The organism is Streptomyces sp. ISL-12, assembly GCF_018614415.1.
Lineage (GTDB): Bacteria > Actinomycetota > Actinomycetes > Streptomycetales > Streptomycetaceae > Streptomyces.
The window spans coordinates 19,922-38,777 of record NZ_JAGGOO010000020.1; the positions used below are offsets into that span (position 1 = coordinate 19,922).

19 protein-coding genes and 1 tRNA gene are annotated in these 18,856 nt (G+C 67.4%); 17 read left to right on the plus strand and 3 right to left on the minus strand.

The window, feature by feature from the left end; genetic code table 11:
* The first annotated feature begins 3 nt into the window (after positions 1 to 3).
* Positions 4 to 303: a hypothetical protein gene (locus J7I94_RS05820; protein ID WP_215165637.1), complete on the plus strand. Its 300-nt coding sequence runs from the start codon at positions 4 to 6 to the stop codon at positions 301 to 303.
* A gap of 280 nt (positions 304 to 583) precedes the next feature.
* Here the strand turns inward: J7I94_RS05820 and J7I94_RS05825 are convergent, their stop codons facing one another.
* The gene (locus tag J7I94_RS05825; RefSeq protein ID WP_215165639.1) at positions 584 to 898 is read right to left on the minus strand and encodes a hypothetical protein; all 315 of its coding nucleotides are present in this window, start codon (positions 896 to 898) and stop codon (positions 584 to 586) included.
* Between the two features lie 292 nt (positions 899 to 1,190).
* Here J7I94_RS05825 and J7I94_RS05830 point away from each other — a divergent pair, with 292 nt between their 5' ends.
* The 3 genes from J7I94_RS05830 to J7I94_RS38140 all read left to right on the plus strand — a co-directional run bounded on the left by J7I94_RS05830 (position 1,191) and on the right by J7I94_RS38140 (position 5,737).
* Positions 1,191 to 1,673, plus strand: coding sequence for a hypothetical protein (locus J7I94_RS05830; protein WP_215165641.1), 483 nt, complete (start codon positions 1,191 to 1,193; stop codon positions 1,671 to 1,673).
* A 498-nt stretch (positions 1,674 to 2,171) separates the two neighbouring features.
* Positions 2,172 to 2,564: a trypco2 family protein gene (locus J7I94_RS05835; protein ID WP_251074713.1), complete on the plus strand. Its 393-nt coding sequence runs from the start codon at positions 2,172 to 2,174 to the stop codon at positions 2,562 to 2,564.
* 1,541 nt (positions 2,565 to 4,105) lie between these two features.
* Entirely contained in the window at positions 4,106 to 5,737 is a 1,632-nt protein-coding gene (locus J7I94_RS38140) for a lipopolysaccharide assembly protein LapB (protein WP_251074714.1), read from the plus strand.
* 308 nt (positions 5,738 to 6,045) lie between these two features.
* On the opposite strand, the gene J7I94_RS05845 is transcribed toward J7I94_RS38140, so the two are convergent.
* Positions 6,046 to 6,786, minus strand: coding sequence for a GntR family transcriptional regulator (locus tag J7I94_RS05845; protein ID WP_215165645.1), 741 nt, complete (start codon positions 6,784 to 6,786; stop codon positions 6,046 to 6,048).
* A 214-nt stretch (positions 6,787 to 7,000) separates the two neighbouring features.
* Between J7I94_RS05845 and J7I94_RS05850 the strand changes: the two genes are divergently transcribed.
* The 8 genes from J7I94_RS05850 (at position 7,001) to J7I94_RS05885 (ending at position 12,549) form a co-directional block, all read left to right on the plus strand.
* Complete coding sequence (locus tag J7I94_RS05850) at positions 7,001 to 7,345, plus strand: hypothetical protein (protein WP_215165647.1); 345 nt, start codon at positions 7,001 to 7,003, stop codon at positions 7,343 to 7,345.
* Positions 7,345 to 8,667 carry an FtsK/SpoIIIE domain-containing protein gene (locus tag J7I94_RS05855; RefSeq protein WP_215165651.1) on the plus strand — a complete coding sequence of 441 codons (1,323 nt, stop codon included), beginning with the start codon at positions 7,345 to 7,347 and terminating at the stop codon, positions 8,665 to 8,667. Before J7I94_RS05850 ends, J7I94_RS05855 begins: the two co-directional genes overlap by 1 nt.
* Before the next feature lie 14 nt (positions 8,668 to 8,681).
* Positions 8,682 to 8,876, plus strand: coding sequence for a hypothetical protein (locus J7I94_RS05860; protein ID WP_215165653.1), 195 nt, complete (start codon positions 8,682 to 8,684; stop codon positions 8,874 to 8,876).
* 60 nt (positions 8,877 to 8,936) lie between these two features.
* Positions 8,937 to 9,227 (plus strand): hypothetical protein, encoded by a 291-nt coding sequence (locus J7I94_RS05865; protein WP_215165655.1) that lies wholly within the window; start codon positions 8,937 to 8,939, stop codon positions 9,225 to 9,227.
* 104 nt (positions 9,228 to 9,331) lie between these two features.
* Positions 9,332 to 9,595 (plus strand): hypothetical protein, encoded by a 264-nt coding sequence (locus tag J7I94_RS05870; protein ID WP_215165656.1) that lies wholly within the window; start codon positions 9,332 to 9,334, stop codon positions 9,593 to 9,595.
* Complete coding sequence (locus J7I94_RS05875) at positions 9,592 to 10,962, plus strand: replication initiator (protein WP_215165657.1); 1,371 nt, start codon at positions 9,592 to 9,594, stop codon at positions 10,960 to 10,962. The genes J7I94_RS05870 and J7I94_RS05875 overlap by 4 nt, the downstream gene beginning before the upstream one ends.
* Positions 10,952 to 11,167 carry a helix-turn-helix domain-containing protein gene (locus J7I94_RS38145; protein ID WP_308114503.1) on the plus strand — a complete coding sequence of 72 codons (216 nt, stop codon included), beginning with the start codon at positions 10,952 to 10,954 and terminating at the stop codon, positions 11,165 to 11,167. The genes J7I94_RS05875 and J7I94_RS38145 overlap by 11 nt, the downstream gene beginning before the upstream one ends.
* A complete protein-coding gene (locus tag J7I94_RS05885; protein WP_215165659.1) occupies positions 11,164 to 12,549 on the plus strand; it encodes a site-specific integrase in 1,386 nt (461 codons plus the stop codon). Before J7I94_RS38145 ends, J7I94_RS05885 begins: the two co-directional genes overlap by 4 nt.
* A gap of 242 nt (positions 12,550 to 12,791) precedes the next feature.
* Here the strand turns inward: J7I94_RS05885 and J7I94_RS05890 are convergent.
* A tRNA-Arg gene (locus J7I94_RS05890) sits at positions 12,792 to 12,863 on the minus strand.
* A 129-nt stretch (positions 12,864 to 12,992) separates the two neighbouring features.
* On the opposite strand from J7I94_RS05890, the gene J7I94_RS05895 reads away from it, so the two are divergent.
* From J7I94_RS05895 to thrC, 5 genes are all read left to right on the plus strand, one after another.
* Positions 12,993 to 13,505, plus strand: a complete 513-nt coding sequence (locus J7I94_RS05895; protein WP_215165734.1) for a response regulator — start codon at positions 12,993 to 12,995, stop codon at positions 13,503 to 13,505.
* Between the two features lie 133 nt (positions 13,506 to 13,638).
* Positions 13,639 to 14,682: an ArgS-related anticodon-binding protein NrtL gene (gene nrtL, locus J7I94_RS05900; RefSeq protein ID WP_215165660.1), complete on the plus strand. Its 1,044-nt coding sequence runs from the start codon at positions 13,639 to 13,641 to the stop codon at positions 14,680 to 14,682.
* Positions 14,683 to 14,730: 48 nt separating this feature from the next.
* Entirely contained in the window at positions 14,731 to 16,122 is a 1,392-nt protein-coding gene (gene lysA / locus J7I94_RS05905) for a diaminopimelate decarboxylase (RefSeq protein ID WP_215165661.1), read from the plus strand.
* Positions 16,123 to 16,275: 153 nt separating this feature from the next.
* Positions 16,276 to 17,568, plus strand: coding sequence for a homoserine dehydrogenase (locus J7I94_RS05910; RefSeq protein WP_215165662.1), 1,293 nt, complete (start codon positions 16,276 to 16,278; stop codon positions 17,566 to 17,568).
* 6 nt (positions 17,569 to 17,574) lie between these two features.
* The gene (gene thrC, locus J7I94_RS05915) at positions 17,575 to 18,633 is read left to right on the plus strand and encodes a threonine synthase (RefSeq protein ID WP_215165665.1); all 1,059 of its coding nucleotides are present in this window, start codon (positions 17,575 to 17,577) and stop codon (positions 18,631 to 18,633) included.
* Positions 18,634 to 18,856: the final 223 nt, after the last annotated feature.

Genomic DNA, 18,856 nt, shown 5'->3' on the forward strand with positions numbered 1-18,856 from the left:
CTGATGACGGACCGGCACGGAGTCATCGCCCCTCGCGCCGAGAACCTGACAGTCGGCGTGAACTATGTCCGGGGCTGGGCAGAGGCCCGACGCGGCGCCGAAAGCCTTGCCGAGCAGCTTGCAGCGTTCGGCCTGGAAACCGATTTTCCGGGCCTCGCCGCAGACGTGAACGTGTGGGGCGACGGCCTGGTACGACTGGGCGCGGTTCGCCCTGATGCGGCGCTACTGCTGGCACGGCTCATTGAGGCCGGCACGGCGGTACAGGAGCGTGAGACGCGCCCGCATCTCAGCGTCCGGAACTGATCGGCTCGAAGCCTTCTTCTCTGTGACTGAGCGGTCTGTGGTCTGCTGCCCGGCCGGGACCGGCGCCCCAGCGCCGCAGCCCGGATGGGCAGCAGACCACAACGCTGTTGCAGCCATCAGCTTGGGAAGCTGCGAGCGTTTGCGGCCAGTTGGGGTGCTGACCTGGGCGAACGTTCGGCCCGTGCGCCTTCTGGGTTGGACCCCTTTCACCGTGGTTCCCCGCTGTTCCCCGCTCGTTCTGGTGCGGTAGTGGTGCAGAGCTGCGCTGACCGTGGGGTGATCAGCTGGACACGTGCCATTCATCGAGGCGGATCTTCACCTGACGATTGTGGTCGGCGTGCCAGATCACCTCATCGGCGACGGTGGCGCCGAGGGCGGGCAGTTTCATGTGGTGAGGCATGGCAGTGATCTCGGCAAGGCCGATTGCATGCGGCGTGCCGTTGAGGAGGAGGAAGACGCCGAACGGCTGTCGGCCGATGACCCACCCGCTGACGTGAGATCCAAGGGGGAGTGCGGAGACGGTTACTGGCCAGCTCCGGTCGATGCCATCCGAGGCCGGCACCTGCGAGCGGTCCGGCCAACTGAACTCGGGCAATGGTCAATGATGGTCAGATCGTCCGAAGTTGTCGACAGGTGGCCGCTGTGCCGCACTGCGCAGGCCGCGAGATCAACACGCTTTCCAACTGTGGTGGTGGTCCCGGGAGCATCGGACGGGTCCGTTCACCTGCGTTCATGAGAGGTCGACTGGTGGGGCAAGCACCGTGAGCGGTCCCCGCTGAACGGCCGTGAACGTGACTGAATGAGACGGAAACTGAGACGGCTCGGCTGGCCACTGATACGGCTCCGTACCTCGTTCTGGTGCTGCCGCTGCATGGGAGTATGTGGGCGTGGATACCGTGGCGGACCTGCGAGTGATGCTTGAGTCGTTGGCCAAGGAGGACGGTGTCTTCGGCCGGGTCGAGAGCGAGGATGCGGGCTCCGTTGAAGAGCACGTGTACGGCTTGGTCCTTGTCGCCCAGAGAGCTTGGGCGCCTTATGCGATCGAGGGTTCTCGGGGGCCGACCCGCCCCGCTGACATCTCCGATGCCCTGACGGCCATCGACAGGGAAGAGGCGACAACCGTCATGACCTACCTGTCTGCGGGTGACCTGGTCTTTCCGGGTCGGCTGCGTCGTGATCGTGAGCACGCACATCGAGCGGCACAGCGAGTGGTGAAGCTGCTGGGACGGGACTCCACGTGGTGGACGAACATCGAACTATCGGGTGCGGGCCACGGGTGGAATCCGGTATCTCGGTTCTCCTTCGATGGAATGGTCGCAGGCACGGGCAACGGGTTTGTCGTGGCCCTGCTCCAAGTCGGAGAAGACTGACGCGTGGCGCTTCGCGGTTCTGAACACCGCTTTAGGAGAGAGGCGGGGTGATCTGAGGGCTGAGCTGCGACTTCGCCGGCCGAGGAAGCGGGCAACTACTCGACTGCGGGGCACCGGTTTTGACCCTGGCTGACCCCTGCATCTGGCACGGTTGTGGCACGAACCTCAGCCGACGGCAGCCAGCCACGACGGTGGGTGCGCCGGCGGACCAGGCGCGCGTGTGCCTCGCTGCACCCCCACCGGCCTCAGCCACGCTACCGCCTTATGTCGACGACTAGAGCCAGACGCGAAGCTTGGCCCGCAACGTAAATTGAGGGTGCGCTGGACCCTCTTGGGGTGCGAGTCAGCTCCGCTGACCTGGGATACGGCACTGGTGCAAGCTCAGTACATGCCCCACAGCAAGAGGTACGTAGATGCAAGGGTGCCATACCGGCCGATAGCGACTATTTTCAGCCATGCTTGGAAACTTCGCCTCCCACGTTAACAACCCTTGCCACGATGACAAAGATCGTAGTTGGTGAAGCAGAGGAGTGGGAGATGCAAGATCCCATGGAACGGGTCGAACTTACCGCTGCCGTCCAGGGGTTGAGAGACCAACTAATAGCGTCTGTCGACGCATCAGATGGGCAGCGCATCAAATTTGAGGTCGAGGAAGTAAACCTAGAATTCACGGTCGAACTACGTCGAGATGTCAATTCCAAAGCTGGCTTCAGGGCCTGGGTTGTTTCGGGTGATGTGCAGGCCGGAGCAACTAGGTCTTCCGTTCATAGAGTGTCAGTTAAACTGAAGCCTAAGGACTCCATTGATGGGAGGCCGGTAGAGGTGGGGAGCACGCGTGAAGTTGATATTAGTGACTTCGGAACTCCTCCCGCCGGAGGAAATAGCAGGTGAGTGTGCGAACTGCCGAGAGAATCGCGATTGTGCAAGCTGGGCGACAGGGTAGCGGTTTTCTGCTACATCCTCGCCTTATACTGACATCCGCTCACCTGTTTGACGGAATCAATACTGCCTGTGTCGCGGTACCCGGTGGCACAGGCACTCAAGTCTGCCGTATTGTCTGGTACCGGTATGACGAAATGTGTGACGCGGCATTACTGGAGGCAGATAAGGACCTAGTCGCGGATGTGTCGAAGTGTCAGGAGTCTGACCTCAAGTGGGGTCATATAACCGATTTGGCCGCCTGGGAGAGGTGTGAAGCAATCGGCTACCCGCTCATCTCGCTGCGAGAGGGAATGAGGCCAGATACTGAACAGCTAGTAGGAACCTTGAAGCCCGGGGCTTCGATCTTACGCCATCGCTATGTATTGGATAGTTCCCATTCAGCGCCCCCCAAGGGGGTTGGCGCATCTAAATCGCCTTGGCAGGGGATGTCGGGCGCCGCTGCCTTCATCGGAGAATATTTAATTGGTGTGGTCTCTGGTGACCCGACGCAATGGGGGCACGCGCGCGTAGAAGTTGTTCCCGCACACGTTCTAGTCGAGGATAAGTCGTTCAGGCTCGCGGTTCAATCAGTTACGGGGGCGCAGATTGATTTAGTGGACGTCGCAAGAAGCATTCCGTCTCCCATTTCCGGTCCTGTCAATACCTCCGAAATTCGATGGAACCCTGTTTCCGAGGCTGACGCGATTGGGTTTGGTGTTCATCGGGTTCCCGATTCTCCTGGGCACCCACCGGTTGTGGACTATATTTCACGCAGTGTTGATTCCGACTTGGATAGCCATCTCGAGTTGCTCGCAAGGGAAGGCGGTATGCTCCTTCTATCAGGAGACTCCGCAGCCGGTAAGTCTAGAGCTCTTTTCGAGGCTATGCGTCGGAATTTAGGCGATTGGTTAGTATGTAAACCAGACCCCGACGTAGATATCTCTTCCCTGCTGCACGTGCCGAGCGGTGGCAGGCGAGTGGTATGGCTTGACGATTTGCATGACTATCTGCGCTCCGGCGGGTTGACGCCTTCGTTGCTTGACGGGCTAACTAGTCGCCGGCTTGTCGTACTTGCTACGATTCGAACAGAATTTTACGAGCAATACACGGATGACAGAAGCCGCAAGTTCGCCACCCGAGGAAGCGGCACCCAATTGCCATCTTCCCCAGGTCGGGTTCTCCGTGCGGCACGCCACATCACTGTTGAGCGCATTTGGGACCCTATCGAGCGGCAAAGGGCTTCCCTCAGCGAGGACCCACGAATTGCTAACGCTTTGGAAGCAGATAGAGCTTACGGAGTCGCGGAATATTTGGCGGCAGGCCCTCAAGTGCTCAAGATGTGGCGATCCGCTTTTAGAGTGAGAGGAAATCCGCGTGGGGCGGCGCTTGTTGCAGCCGCAGTAGATCTCACACGTACCGGGGTTGGGTCTTCCTTGCCTCGTGCAGCGCTCGAGCGACTGCACGAGCACTACTTGGAGCAGGCGGGCGGTCCGGCTCTAAGGCCCGAAGGGTTGGATGATGCGTGGAACTGGGCAACTGATGTTGTGTTGGGGGTTACCGGTCCTCTAGTGCCAAGTAAGGGAGAAACATACAAGCCATTTGATTACTTGGTATCTGACATTGCACGCCGCTCTGGCCCCGACGAGCTTCCTGATCTAGTCTGGGATGAGGCATTGCGTGTTGTAGATAACTCTCGCCGTAGCCTGGTAGCAATGGTGGCTCGGAGCGCCGGCCAACTGGATGTAGCAAAAAATGCGCTTGTTCCTCTCGTGCAAGCAGATGACCAGGAAGCCTTGAATATCCTTGGGGCTCTTGAGGTATCGGAAAAGAATTGGGAAGACGCTAGGCGATACTTCGCGCGCGCTTCGAAGCTTGGTGACTCGACAGGCACTCATAATCTGGGGGTATTGTGCGCACTCAAGGATGACCTCCACGGTGCGCGTGAGTGGTACACGCTTGCTATTGAACGCGGCGAACTGCAATCAGTCGGCGCTCTCGGCGTGGTATACGAGAGACTTGGCAACCGAGATAAAGCGGTGGAACTCTGGAAGCGCGGGACCGAGGCTGGTGATCCAGGAAGCGCGTTTCACTATGCTGAGTGGTTGAGGGCAAAGTGGCAGTCGGACGAGTCAATAGAGGCGCTTAAAGTTGCGGCAGATGGAGAGATACCGTTTGCGACACTTTCTTACGCAGGTGTGTTGCTAAGGAAGAAAGACCACGAAACGGCTAATGCTTATGTAGCTAAAGCCTATAGTGAAGCAGTAAAGCAGGGAACCCTAGGGGATCCACTCGGCTCTTTGATGGCTGGCGTGACAGCCTATTCCTTTGGAAACGTTGACCTCGGGCGGAAGTGGTGGGAGCGGGCACGGAACAATGGATGTGAAATAGACTGGGCTCTATTTGAAGCTCCAGTTGATTTTCCAGGGCTGAGACACCTAGCGGTGAGTTGGGAGACTCTCGACAAGGTCGGGGAAGAGCAAGTTCGCCTACTGATGCAGACACTCTGGGCGGGTGATTGTCTCGACTGTGGATATCCGCTAGGCGGGGGAGTTCCTGCCCTTTATGTCGACGACATGCGCACTCATGCTGATGCGAAGATTTTCCACTTCGGTTTGTGTAGATTTCCGCATTGGAATGACTCCGCCTCAATCTCTATTGCTAAAGATGTGGGTATCAGTTGGAAATCTGCAAGTGCTCCGGTGGTAATAGGTAAGGATGCTTCCCATGTCATCCCTGCACTGTTTGTGAATCCCTCCTTTGAGGAAGCTCAGTTCGTCATGAATGACGATCAAACCTGGCAGGCAACCAGTCAGTACGGACCTCATTCGGTCTTGAGTTCAGCTCTCGACCTGCGGCCTCTATGGTCTGGCTTCCCATCCAAAAACGTCGACTCCAGTGCATTGGCTTTTGTGGGCGAGGAGGAGGTGGCGGTGGCGGCGCTACACCAGGTTTGGTCAGCTCCTGCGACAAGAGAGTTCCTTACGCTGGTAGGCCAGAGCGGTGGTGTTCTTCTTGTATTGAGCAGTGCGCTTGGGCCGGAAGATGTGTATACGATGGAAGCGTTAGCGGACGTGCTGCAATCTTGGGATGCGATGGTTCGGTGGGTTCCTCTTAGGCGCGAAATTGCGAATAACGCAACCTGACAACGGGTTGACTCTTTTTGCCTCGTGTTTCGTAGGTGGGTTGAGTGCCCTTACCAGAACGGCAGAACGGGTTTGAGACGTGTCATTGTGGTCCACATAGGCTCCGGCCACGTCTAGAGTTGCACGACACACCTCCCCGGTTTCAAACGGCTGCTTGCTTTGCGCGGCACGGGCGCCGGCCGGGCTGGAGCGGGGCGGAGACAGGAGCGCAGGCCCGGCCGGGGGCCGGGCCGCGCGTGGCGAGCGGAGCGAGCCGCCTTGATGAAGTAGAGAAAGTCTGAACCGCAACGCTGCTCCTGGAACTGCCGTTACAGCCGGAACGCAAGCTCCAAGTCATGCCCCGGAAGGTGGAACTCCTCCAGGGCAAGCGGCTTGTCAGCGGCCGTGAGCGTCACCCGCAAGACATGCAGCAGGGGCACCCCGTCGGCAAGCCGGAGCGCCTGGGCCTGGTCCGGCAGGGGCATGCGTGTGCGGACATACTCCGTGAAGTGCAGCTCGTGGCCCAACTCGGCCAGGGCGTTGTAGAGCTGCGGAGCCGGCGGCGGGGGCGTTTCCTCGTACTTGGTGCCGAGGAGCACCGAGAACGGCACGTAGGTGCGGTGCAGTTGGCGTAGGCGGCCCTGGTCCGCGGTCTGCAACGCGTCGTACGTGAACAGTGGCTCCCCCGGCGGGATGCGCAGCAGGTCGGCGAGTGCGAGGGGGGCGTCCGTGCGGGTGGCCGTGGGCTTCTCGGCGTCGGCCCAGCGGATGCCGTCAGCCTCTGTGTACTGACCGTCGGGCGAGAGGCGAACGCCCCGGGGGTAGGTGAAGCTGGGGCGGTTGTGGGGGGAGCGGGCGAACGTGCCCCGGCCCATGATGGCCTCGACCAGGCCGGATGCCCGTAGCTCGGTGAGTCCCTGACGGACTGTGGGGCGTGTCACGCCGAACTGCTTGGCCAACGCTTCCTCCGACGGGAGCGGCTGGCCGGCGGGGAAGGTGCCGTCAAGGATGCCTTCGCGCAGGTAGTCGGCAATCTGCCGGTACTTCGGCTGCGTGTTCTTCGGCGGCATGCCCTGTCCTCCGTGGCCTTGGCCTCTGCGGCCTGCTCGTCGTCGTGAACGCTCCATCCACGAACGTGGACAGCTTCTCCCATCCCCAACCCGGTTGACAACCCGTACTACGGGTCGCCAATCTGGACCCACGCCACCCGTACTACGGGTGGTCTAGCAATCCGTAGGGCTGTCCTGCGGTTGCTCGTCATTCAGATGTGAGGAGTCCAGAACTGTGGCAACCCTTCCGATCGACACCGCGAAGTACACGGGGATCATCTGCGCCGTGCCCCCGGCTCCGCGGCTCGTGAACCGTGAGTCCGGGCAGGTGCGGGTCGACCGTGACACCGGCAAGACGCTGTACCAGGTGGGTCTGTGCCTGATGGCCGGCACCTCGGCGGACGTGGTGAACGTGAGCGTCCCCGGTGAGCCGTCCGGCGTGCAGGTCGGCACCCCCGTCACCGTGCGGGACCTGGTCGCCGTTCCCTGGGAGAACGAGGGACGGCACGGCATCGCCTACCGCGCCGCCGAGATCCGTCCCCTCCACGCGGCTTCCGCCGCCAAGGGGGCCGGACAGTGATGATCCTGGCGTCCTCCGACCCGTCGGTCGGGGTCACCTGGCCGGGGTGGTTTCTCGTGGTCGCCGCCGTCGTGGTGTCGGGCCTGCTGATCGTGGGCCCGGCGCTGCGCCGGAGGTCCCCGGCGGCCTGGTGGTTGTTACTCGGTTACCCGGCGTCCGCCTTCCGCGTCGCCCGTACCTGGCGGGCGCTGATGGCCGGGTGCGGGCTTGCCGTGAGCCGTCGCCCGGCGCTGACCGTGGTGTCCGGGCTCGTCGGGAACGGCGCTCCTCCGCCCCAACCGCGCGTCCCCCGGCATGGGTTCATCCGACCGACGGCGGCAGGCTTCGAACTCGTGGCGCGGCTGCTGCCGGGGCAGTTGCCCGACGACTTCGTGAAGGCGGCCCCCGCTATGGCGGAGGACTGGCAGGTTCACGCGGTCCGCGTCACCTCCCTACGGCCCGGCGTCGTACGGATCGCCGCCCAGTACGCCGATCCACTCGCCGCACCTCGGGCACCCCGCACCCGGGGGCCGGGGCGACTGCTGCGGGTCGTCGTCGGGACGCTGGAAACCGGGGCGTCCTGGGTCATCGACCTCGGCCGCATCCCGCACTGGCTGATCGTCGGCGCCACGCGCTCCGGCAAGTCCACGCTGATCCACGCCCTCGTCGCCGGACTCGCCCCGCAACCGGTCGCCCTCGTCGGCATCGACTGCAAGGGCGGGATGGAACTGTCCCTCTACGGCCCCCGCCTCTCCGCCCTCGCGACTGACCGGGCACAGGCGGTACGGCTGCTGTCCGCGCTGGTGGACCTCACCCTTGCCCGCATGACGGTCTGCCGCACCGCCGGGGTCCGCAACATATGGGGCCTCCCGGAGAAGGAACGACCGGTCCCGGTCGTCGTCATCGTGGACGAGATCGCGGAACTCTTCCTCGTCGCCGGACGCCACGAGAAGGACGAAGCCCATGCGGCCGGCACCGCCCTGATCCGGCTCGCCCAGCTTGGCGCGGCCCTCGGCGTTTTCCTGGTCGTCGCCGGGCAGCGCGTCGGCTCCGACCTGGGGCCAGGCGTCACCGCGCTCCGAGCCCAACTCGGCGGCCGGGTCTGCCACCGCGTCGCCGACCCCGGCACGGCGGAAATGACCCTCGGTGACCTCAATCCGGACGCCCTCAAGGCCGCTCAAGCCATCACCCCCGAACAGGCCGGCACCGCCGTGCTCGCCTCCGGCGACGGCTGGGAACGAGGCCGGTCCCACCTGGTCACCGAGGCGGACGCCGAAGCCGTCGCCACCGCCCACGCGTACCTGACCCCCGCACTGCCCAAACTGTCCGCCGCCCTGGCCTGACAAGGAGCGTCACCGTGCTGGTCACCACCTCGGCCGTGCTGCTGCTCGGCCTCGCGATCTGGTTCCTCCTGCGCATCCGCTACCTGCGCTGGCTGGACGTGCTGCTCTGCGGCGCCTTCGGCTTCCTGCTCTCCCGCACCGTCGCCGCGCCGCTGGTCTCGCTCCTGCTCTCCGGGGTGAACGGCCTGCTCGGACAGATGCGCTTCTGAGCCCTCCACACCGCGCCGCGACGTGTCCCGACGAACGACCCGAACGAAAGGTATCCGTCCGTGTCCGACTACACGATCCGCTCCGGTGACCGTGCCGCCTTCCTGGCCGGCCTGCGGGAGCTGACCGACTTCCTGACCGCCAACCCGACCGTCCTCGTGCCGCGCCGCCCGTCCTTCGCCGTCCTGGTCGACGCGGACGACTCCGACGCCCGCCGGGCCGGGGTGGAGTCCGCTGCCTCCGCGCTCGGCGTCCCGGTCGCCGACATCGGCATGGGCTACTTCGACGCCCGCCGTGAGTTCGGCCCTATCTCGTACCTGGTCATCGGCGTTCCGCCCCAGGACCGGCAGTGACCACCCGTTCCGCGGGCTCCCGACGGGGCGCGAAGTCGCCAAACCCGACCCCGCCAGGAGCCCACTCCCTCCGCCACATGAGCAGTGAAAGGAGCACTCACACTGTGTCCACCGCCCACCGTCCGCGCAAATCCCACGCGCCGGACTGCGACCTCCGGGCTCCCGACGACCACCCGGCCATCTGCGCCGGCCACGAACCGGTCGTCCTGGTAGCCCTCGACAACACCGAACGCCGCCTCTGCCCCGGCCACGCCGCAGCGGTCTGGCTGACGGACCCGACGTACCGGTTCAGTGCCAAGACCCGACCGGAGACCATCGCCGCCGTCATGGGGTACGCCTTCGGCCCCGGGAACGGAGGGCGCCGATGAACGTGCCGCCGCCGCTCCCGCCCACCGTGGCCGCGCTGCTGGACCGTGCGGCCCGGCCCGACTTCCCCGACTGGCGCCGTTCCGTCATCCGCCTCGGCGGCTGCACCAACCCGGTCCACCTCGTCGGCTCCGCCTTCCTGGTCGATACGGCGACGGGGGAAGTCCTGACCGACGTCGACGGCTCCGACCCGAACGGCAGGCGTCTGCTGACCGCCTGCGGCAACCGCCGTGCCTCGGTCTGCCCCGCCTGCTCCCGCGTGTACCAGGCGGACACCTACCAACTCGTACGCGCCGGCCTCGTCGGCGGCAAGGCGGTACCGGATTCGGTGAGCGAGCACCCCCGGGTGTTCGCCACCCTCACCGCTCCCGGCTTCGGGCCGGTCCACACCCGCCGGGAGCAGTCGGGCCGCGTACGCCCGTGCCGTCCCCGCCGGGATGCGAAGAACTGCCCGCACGGCGTGCCCCTCGGCTGCTCCGAGCGGCACGCGCCGGATGACCCCCGCCTCGGCGAACCCCTCTGCCCCCGCTGCTACGACTACGCCGGGGCCGTGCTCTGGCAGTCCTGCGCCGGCTTGCTCTGGCACCGCTTCGGCATCGAGCTGCGGCGGGAGATCGCCCGCAGGGCCGGGCTGTCCCGTGCCGAGCTGGCGGACGTTGCCCGGCTCTCGTACGCGAAGGTCGCCGAGTACCAGCGGCGCGGCCTGGTCCACTTCCATGCCGTGGTCCGCCTCGACGGCCCGGACGGGCCGGACTCGCCACCGCCCTCCTGGGCGAGCGCCGCTCTGCTCGCCGATGCCGTCCCTGCGGCCGTCGCCCGGGTCCACTCCCAGGCGCCTGGCTCGGCGGTCGTCGGGATGCGTGTGCTGCGCTTCGGCACTCAGGTCGACGTACGCCCGGTCGCTGCCTCACCTGCGGGGGAGCGGCCTGCGTCGGGCGCGGTGGCCGGGTACATCGCCAAGTACGCCACCAAGGGCGCCGAGACGGCCGGCGCGGTCGACGGACGTATCCGGTCGGCCCGAGAAATGGTCCTTCTGCCGGTGCGGGCGCACGTGCTGCGCATGATCGGTACGTGCTGGTGGCTCGGCGGCCTCCCCGCCTTCGCGGGCCTCGGCCTGCGCCGCTGGGCGCACATGCTCGGCTACGGCGGCCACTTCTCCACCAAGTCCCGCCGCTACTCGACCACCCTCGGCGAACTCCGCCGGGCCCGCGCCGAGCACCGCGCCCAGGAGCAGCGCGCCGCCTTGGGCCTGGAGGGCCATCCCGTGGCCTATGTCGGTCAGTGGCGGTACGCCGGACGCGGCTACTCCCCGGAAGCCGCCCTCCTCGCGGCCTCGGTACGGGAGGACGGTGTTCCCCGTGGCGCGTGACCGGACCGGCATCGAGCTGCTCACCGTGCGCCAAGTGCTGGAGGAACTAGGCGGCGTCTCCCGCCGCACCTTCTACCGCTGGCGTGAACTCCACCTCGCCCCCGCCTGCATCCGGCTCCCGAACGGCGAACTCCGGGTCCGGCGTGACGCGCTCGACGCGTGGGTGGAGGAGCGCGCGGAGGACACGGGCGGTGGTATCCGGTGAAGTCGTACAAGGTCGTCATCTGGAAGCTGAGCGTCAACCGGTCCGCCAAGAAGCCGACCCACCTCGTGCGCTGGTCGGTCGACGGCGTGCCCTTCCACGAGTCGCACAGGACCAAGGCTCTCGCCGACCGCTTCCGCGCCAAGCTCCTACGCGCCGCCGACAAGGGCGAAGCCTTCGACACCGTGACCGGGCTGCCCGACTCCCTCCGGGGCGGCAAGATCGCGCTCAGCTTCGTAGAGCTGGCGGTGAAGTACCTGGATGCCCGGTGGGCGGAGGCGTCGGCGAAGCAACGCGACAGCATGACCGATGCGCTCTCCACCGTCCTGGCGGTGCCCGTCAAGGCTGTGCGCGGACGGCCGACGCCCGCGGTCCTGCGCCGCGCGGCACGGTCCTACCTGCTGCCTCCTCCTCGCCGGGAGAGGGAGCGCCCCAAGGAGATCGCCGCCGCACTGACGTGGCTGTCCAAGGCGTCCCTCCCGGTGGCGGAACTGTCGGAAGGGAGCCGCGCACAGGACTTGGTGGACGCCCTGACCCGTCGCCTCGACGGCAAGCCGGCCGCGACACAGACCTACCGGCGTCGCCGGGCGGTGGTCTTCAACGTGTTGCAGTACGCGGTCGAACTGGGTGCCCTGAACGCCAACCCGCTCTCCCAGGTGCGCAGGAAGCGAGGCAAACGGGCCGTGCAGGAAGTCGACCGGCGGGTGGTGGTCAACCCCCGGCAGGCACGGGAGCTGCTGACCGCCCTCACCTACGTCGGTGGCTACGACCGGGCGAGCGGTCGACGGCTGCGGGCGTTCTTCGGTTGCCTGTACTACGCGGCCATGCGGCCCGGTGAAGCGCTGGGCCTGCGCCGGTCGGACTGCACGCTCCCGGAGAAGGGATGGGGCCGTATCGAACTGGCGGAGACACGGCCCACAGCCGGTAAGGCGTGGACGGACTCCGGGGAAGCGCACGACCGCCGGGGCCTCAAGCAACGGGAAGCGGGCGAAGTACGGACGGTCCCCATCCCGCCCCCACTCGTCCGCCTGCTCCTCGACCACGTCAAGGAGTTCGGCACGGCGGAAGACGGTCGGCTGTTCTCCAGCGAGCGGGGCAACGTCATCGCCGCGTCCTCGTACTCCCGCGTGTGGAAGCAAGCGCGGGAACTGGCTCTCCTGCCACATCAGGTCGGGTCCGTGATGGCGGCCCGCCCCTACGACCTCCGGCACGCCGGAGTGTCCCAGTGGCTCAACTCCGGCGTCCCCGCACCGGAGGTGGCAGCTCGGGCCGGGCACTCGGTGGACGTGCTCCTCAAGATCTACGCCAAGTGCATCGACGGCCAGGAGGCGGAGATGAACGACCGGATCATGCAAGGTCTGGGGGAGGACGACGGCATGCCGTGAGAGGCGTACGCGCCTGACTCGGAGGCCCTGGGGCGGTGTCGTGCTCCAGGGCCTCCGCCGCGTCCGCGCGGGCAGTCCGGAAACGGCGCCCCACCTGCGCGAACGACGCCCAAGATCATTACGTCGTCATTACGTGATCACTGGCAAACGACTGCTTTCGGCGGCATCCGCCTGCACATACGCGAAGACCCCGACTCCAGCGAACTCGCTGATGGCGGGGTCTTTAGGCACTTCCTGCGAAGTGCCCCCGGCAGGATTCGAACCTGCGCACACGGCTCCGGAGGCCGTTGCTCTATCCCCTGAGCTACGGGGGCGTGTCGGCTGCGGTGGTGTTGCTCGCGGCGACGGGTAGAACACTACCAGCTCGTCCGGGGTGTTCATGAACGGGTTTCCTGGGGTGGGGGAGGAGCCGGACGGCGGATGGTTCCCCGCACGGGGTGGAAGTGGGGAAAACCCGGACGCGATGGCCGGTCCCGACCTACTCTCGAGGTGTGCCAGGCGCGTCGGGCCGGGTCCTTGTCGTCGACGACAACAAGGTCATCCGGCAGTTGATCAGGGTCAACCTCGAGCTGGAGGGCTTCGAGGTCGTGACCGCGGCCGATGGTGCCGAGTGTCTGGAAGTCGTTCATCAGGTGCGGCCCGACGTCATCACCCTCGACGTCGTCATGCCGCGTCTCGACGGGCTCCGCACCGCCGGGCGGCTGCGTGCCGATCCGCGGACCCGGGATCTTCCCCTCGCCATCATCAGCGCGTGCAGTCAGCACGAGGTCGATGCCGGGCTCGGTGCCGGCGTCGACGCCTTCCTGTCCAAGCCGTTCGAGCCCGCCGCGCTCGTCGGGCTCGTGCGGAGGCTGGCCGAGCGGGGGGCTGGGGGCGGTGACGGCCGGGGGAGTGCGGTCGGTTGCCGTGAGGCGGAGGGCGGGTCCGCGCCGCCACCGGCCAAGCGCGCCGGGTAGCGGCAGCGACCACAGCGCCGGGGCACCGCATCACCAATACCAACACCAAGGGGCAGAGCCCCCCCGTCCACATCCCGGAACACCCCCCAAACCAGTTCGCCTACCCTCCCCCCTCCTCCCCTACGCTGGTCCCGTGACCCCCGTCGAGCTCTCCCGCACCCTGCTGTACGCGGTGCGTCGCGCTGTCGATGACGGGAAGCTCACCGTGACCGTTCCGGAGCGGGTCGTGGTCGGGCCGCCGGGGCCGGGGGGATGCGGGGACTACGCCAGCAACCTCGCGTTGCAGCTGGCCCGGCCGGCCGGGCAGCCCCCTCGCCTGGTCGCCGAAACGCTGCGGTCCTACCTCGCCGGCGTCGACGGGATCACCGACATCGTCGTCACCGGGCCCGGGTTCCTCAACCTCTCCCTCAGTGACGCCGCCCCCGGCGCCCTCGTCGCCGACATACTGCGCCGCGGCCCCCGCTACGGGTACGCCGACGGGCCAGGCACCGGCATGGTGTCGCTGCACTGCCCCCGCGAGCTCCGCGCCCTCGTCGTCATGGACAGCGTCGCCCGGCTGCTGCGCGCCCAGGGGGTGACCGTGCGTACCAGCTGTGAGGCCCTCCCGCCGTCGGAGTGGGCGGTGCTGCTGGGTGATGCCCCCATCGACGTCACGCCCGAGCACCTCGACGCCACCATCCGCCCCGTCCCCGCGACCGACCCCCCCGCCGTACTGGCCCTGGGCCCCGACGCCGGACGCTGGGCCCTGCTCCACCCCGCCCCCCACGACCGGCCCCGCCCCAGTGCCGGAGAGCACCTCGCCCAGCGCGAGACGAACCCCCTCTTCCGCGTCCGGTACGCCCACGCCCGTACCCGCGCCCTCCTCCGCAACGCCGCCGACCTCGGCTTCGCCCCCGAGCCCGGTACCAGCGCGGGTACGGAAAGGCTGACCGGCGCCCTCGCCGACCACCCCCGCGTCCTCGCCGCCGCGGCCCGCGACCACGCTCCCGACCGGCTCGCCCGGCACCTCGTCGCCGTCGCCGATGCCGTACTGCCGCTGCTCCCCGCCGTACTGCCCGTCGGGGACGAGAAACCCTCGGCCGCCCACCGTGCCCGGCTCGCGCTCGCCGAAGCCGCCGGGGTGGTGCTGGCCGGCGGCCTGTCCCTGCTCGGCATCGACGCGCCCGACCATCTCTGATCCGAGAGACCACAGAGACCCGAGAAACCCGAGAGAGTCACCAGAGCCATGAGCCGTTCCGCACACCCCGCCGGACCCCGCCACGCGGACGTCCTCCCCGAGGGCCACTACTCCGCACCGCCCGCCGACCTCAACGACCTCGACGCCAAGGTCTGGGCCCGCACGGTCGCCCGGAACGCCGACGGTGTCGTCACCGTCGGCGGCGTCGACGTGAAGACGCTCGCCGAGGAGCACGGCACCCCCGCCTACATCCTCGACGAGGCCGACTTCCGGGACCGGGCGAGGGCCTGGCGCGGCGCCTTCGGGGACGACGCCGACGTCTTCTACGCCGGAAAGGCGTTCCTGTCGCGGGCCGTCGTGCGCTGGCTGGCGGAGGAAGGGCTGAACCTCGACGTCTGCTCCGGGGGCGAACTCGCCACCGCGCTCTCCGCCGGCATGCCCGCCGACCGCATCGCCTTCCACGGCAACAACAAGTCGCACCAGGAGATCGAGAGAGCCGTGCGCGCCGGCGTCGGGCGGATCGTGCTCGACTCCTTCCAGGAGATCGTCCGCGTCGCCCACATCGCGCAATCCCTGAACAAGCGCCAGAAGGTGCAGATCCGTATCACCGTCGGCGTCGAGGCGCACACCCACGAGTTCATCGCCACCGCGCACGAGGACCAGAAGTTCGGCATCCCGCTGGCCGGCGGGCAGGCCGCCGAGGCCGTGCGGCGGGTGCTCCAGCTGGACGGGCTGGAGCTGGTCGGCATCCACTCGCACATCGGGTCGCAGATCTTCGACATGTCCGGGTTCGAGGTCGCCGCGCACCGGGTCGTCGGGCTGCTCAAGGACATCCGCGACGAGCACGGGGTCGAGCTGCCCGAGATCGACCTCGGCGGCGGGCTCGGGATCGCGTACACCAGTGACGACGATCCCCGCGAGCCGCACGAGATCGCCAAGGCGCTCACCGAGATCGTCGACCGCGAGTGCCACGCCGCCAAGCTGCGCACCCCCCGGATCTCCGTCGAGCCCGGCCGGGCCATCGTCGGGCCCACCGCCTTCACGCTCTACGAGGTCGGCACCGTCAAGCCGCTCGACGGGCTGCGTACGTACGTCTCCGTCGACGGCGGCATGTCGGACAACATCCGCACCGCGCTCTACGACGCCGAATACAGCGTCGCCCTCGTCTCCCGCGCCTCCGACGCCGAGCCGATGCTCGCCCGCGTCGTCGGCAAGCACTGCGAGAGCGGGGACATCGTGGTCAAGGACGCGTTCCTGCCGGGCGACCTGGCCCCCGGTGACCTGATCGCCGTACCCGCGACCGGGGCGTACTGCCGGTCCATGGCCAGCAACTACAACCACGTGCTCCGGCCGCCCGTCATCGCCGTCCGGGACGGTGCGTCGCGGGTCATCGTCCGGCGGGAGACCGAGGAGGACCTGCTGCGCCTCGACGTCGGATGAGCAGCGCGGCAAAACCAAAGAGGGCCGGAGATCTTCACGTCTACCGGCCCCCGCAAATGAAATAAATGTCTCACGATCCGGACGAAGGGCAGAAAGTCCCGTCCGGTGAGTGAGACTGGTTCCACCGCATACGGTATGAGGAAACGAGGTCGGATGATGCGTACGCGTCCGCTGAAAGTGGCGCTGCTGGGCTGTGGAGTGGTCGGCTCAGAGGTGGCGCGCATCATGACGACGCACGCCGACGACCTCGCCGCCCGGATCGGGGCGCCCCTGGAGCTGGCGGGTGTCGCGGTACGGCGGCCCGACCGGGTGCGGGCCGGCATCGACCCGGCCCTCGTGACCACCGACGCGACCGCCCTCGTCAAGCGCGGGGACATCGATGTGGTGGTGGAGGTGATCGGGGGTATCGAGCCCGCCCGGACGCTCATCACCACCGCCTTCGAGCACGGTGCCTCCGTCGTCTCCGCCAACAAGGCGCTCATCGCCCAGGACGGCGCCGCCCTGCACGCCGCCGCGGACGCCAACGAGAAGGACCTCTACTACGAGGCCGCCGTCGCCGGCGCCATCCCGCTGATCCGGCCGCTGCGCGAGTCCCTCGCCGGGGACAAGGTCAACCGGGTGCTCGGGATCGTCAACGGGACGACCAACTTCATCCTCGACGCCATGGACACCACCGGCGCCGGGTACCAGGAGGCGCTCGACGAGGCCACCGCGCTGGGGTACGCGGAGGCCGATCCGACGGCTGACGTGGAAGGGTTCGACGCCGCCGCCAAGGCGGCCATCCTCGCCGGGATCGCCTTCCACACCCGCGTACGCCTCGACGACGTGCACCGCGAGGGCATGACCGAGGTCACCGCCGCCGACTTCGCCTCCGCCAAGGAGATGGGGTGCACCATCAAGCTCCTCGCCATCTGCGAGCGGGCGGCCGACGGGGGGTCGGTCACGGCCCGCGTGCACCCCGCCATGATTCCGCTCAGTCACCCGCTGGCCAATGTGCGCGGGGCGTACAACGCGGTGTTCGTGGAGTCCGACGCCGCCGGGCAGCTCATGTTCTACGGGCCCGGCGCCGGCGGTGCGCCGACCGCCTCCGCCGTCCTCGGCGACCTCGTCGCCGTCTGCCGCAACCGGCTCGGCGGCGGGCGCGGGCCCGGTGAGTCCGCGTACGCCGCGCTGCCCGTCTCGCCCATGGGCGAGGTCGTCACGCGGTACCACATCAGTCTCGACGTCGCCGACAAGCCGGGCGTGCTCGCCCAGGTGGCCACGGTGTTCGCCGAGCACGGGGTGTCGATCGACACCGTCCGGCAGTCCGGGAAGGACGGCGAGGCCTCTCTCGTCGTCGTCACCCACCGCGCGTCCGACGCCGCCCTCGGCGGCACCGTCGAGGCGTTGCGCAAGCTCGACACCGTGCGGGGTGTCGCCAGCATCATGCGGGTTGAAGGAGAGTAACCAGCAATGACCCACCAGTGGCGCGGAATCATCGAGGAGTACCGGGACCGGCTGCCCGTCTCCGACAGCACGCCCGTCGTGACGCTCCGCGAGGGCGGCACGCCGCTCGTGCCCGCGCAGGTGCTCTCCGAGCGCACGGGCTGCGAGGTCCACCTCAAGGTGGAGGGCGCCAACCCCACCGGGTCCTTCAAGGACCGGGGCATGACCATGGCCATCAGCAAGGCGAAGGAGGAGGGGGCGCAGGCTGTCATCTGCGCCTCCACCGGCAATACGTCCGCCTCCGCCGCCGCGTACGGGGTGCGGGCCGGGATGGTGTCCGCCGTCCTCGTGCCGCAGGGCAAGATCGCGCTCGGCAAGATGGGCCAGGCGCTCGTGCACGGCGCCAAGATCCTCCAGGTCGACGGCAACTTCGACGACTGTCTGACGCTTGCCCGCGCGCTCAGCGACAACTACCCCGTCGCGCTGGTCAATTCGGTCAATCCGGTGCGGATCGAGGGGCAGAAGACCGCCGCCTTCGAGATCGTCGACATGCTCGGCGACGCGCCCGACATCCACGTCCTCCCGGTCGGCAACGCGGGCAACATCACCGCGTACTGGAAGGGGTACAAGGAGTACGCCGCCGACGGGATCAGCACGAGGACGCCCCGCATGTGGGGGTTCCAGGCCTCCGGCTCCGCGCCCATCGTGCGCGGCGAGGTCGTCAAGGACCCGTCCACCATCGCCACCGCCATCCGGATCGGCAACCCGGCCTCCTGGGACTTCGCGCTCGCCGCCCGGGACGAGTCCGGCGGCGCCATCGACGAGGTGACGGACCGTGAGATCCTGCGCGCCTACCGGCTGTTGGCCTCCCAGGAGGGCGTCTTCGTCGAGCCCGCCTCGGCCGCGTCGGTCGCCGGTCTGCTGAAGGCCGCCGAGCAGGGCAAGGTCGACCCGGGGCAGAAGATCGTGTGCACCGTCACCGGCAACGGTCTGAAGGACCCCGACTGGGCCGTCGCCGGCGCCCCGCAGCCCGTCACCGTCCCGGTCGACGCGGCGACGGCGGCCGAGCGGCTCGGCCTGGTCTGAGGCCGCAGCACGACAGGACACCCGTCTCCCCGGCGTGGCAGGCGTAAGCGCCGCGCGCCGGGGAAGTGTCCTGACGGGCCCCTCGCGGGGCCCCGGAAGCGGGGGGTTGCACGGGGGGCTTGCGACACGCATCGTGCGCCTCCTGTGCGCCCTATGTCGTCACAGAACCTTCCTTCGATAGGCTGTACCGAACCCGCCCGCCGCATATGCCGCGGTGCCGCGC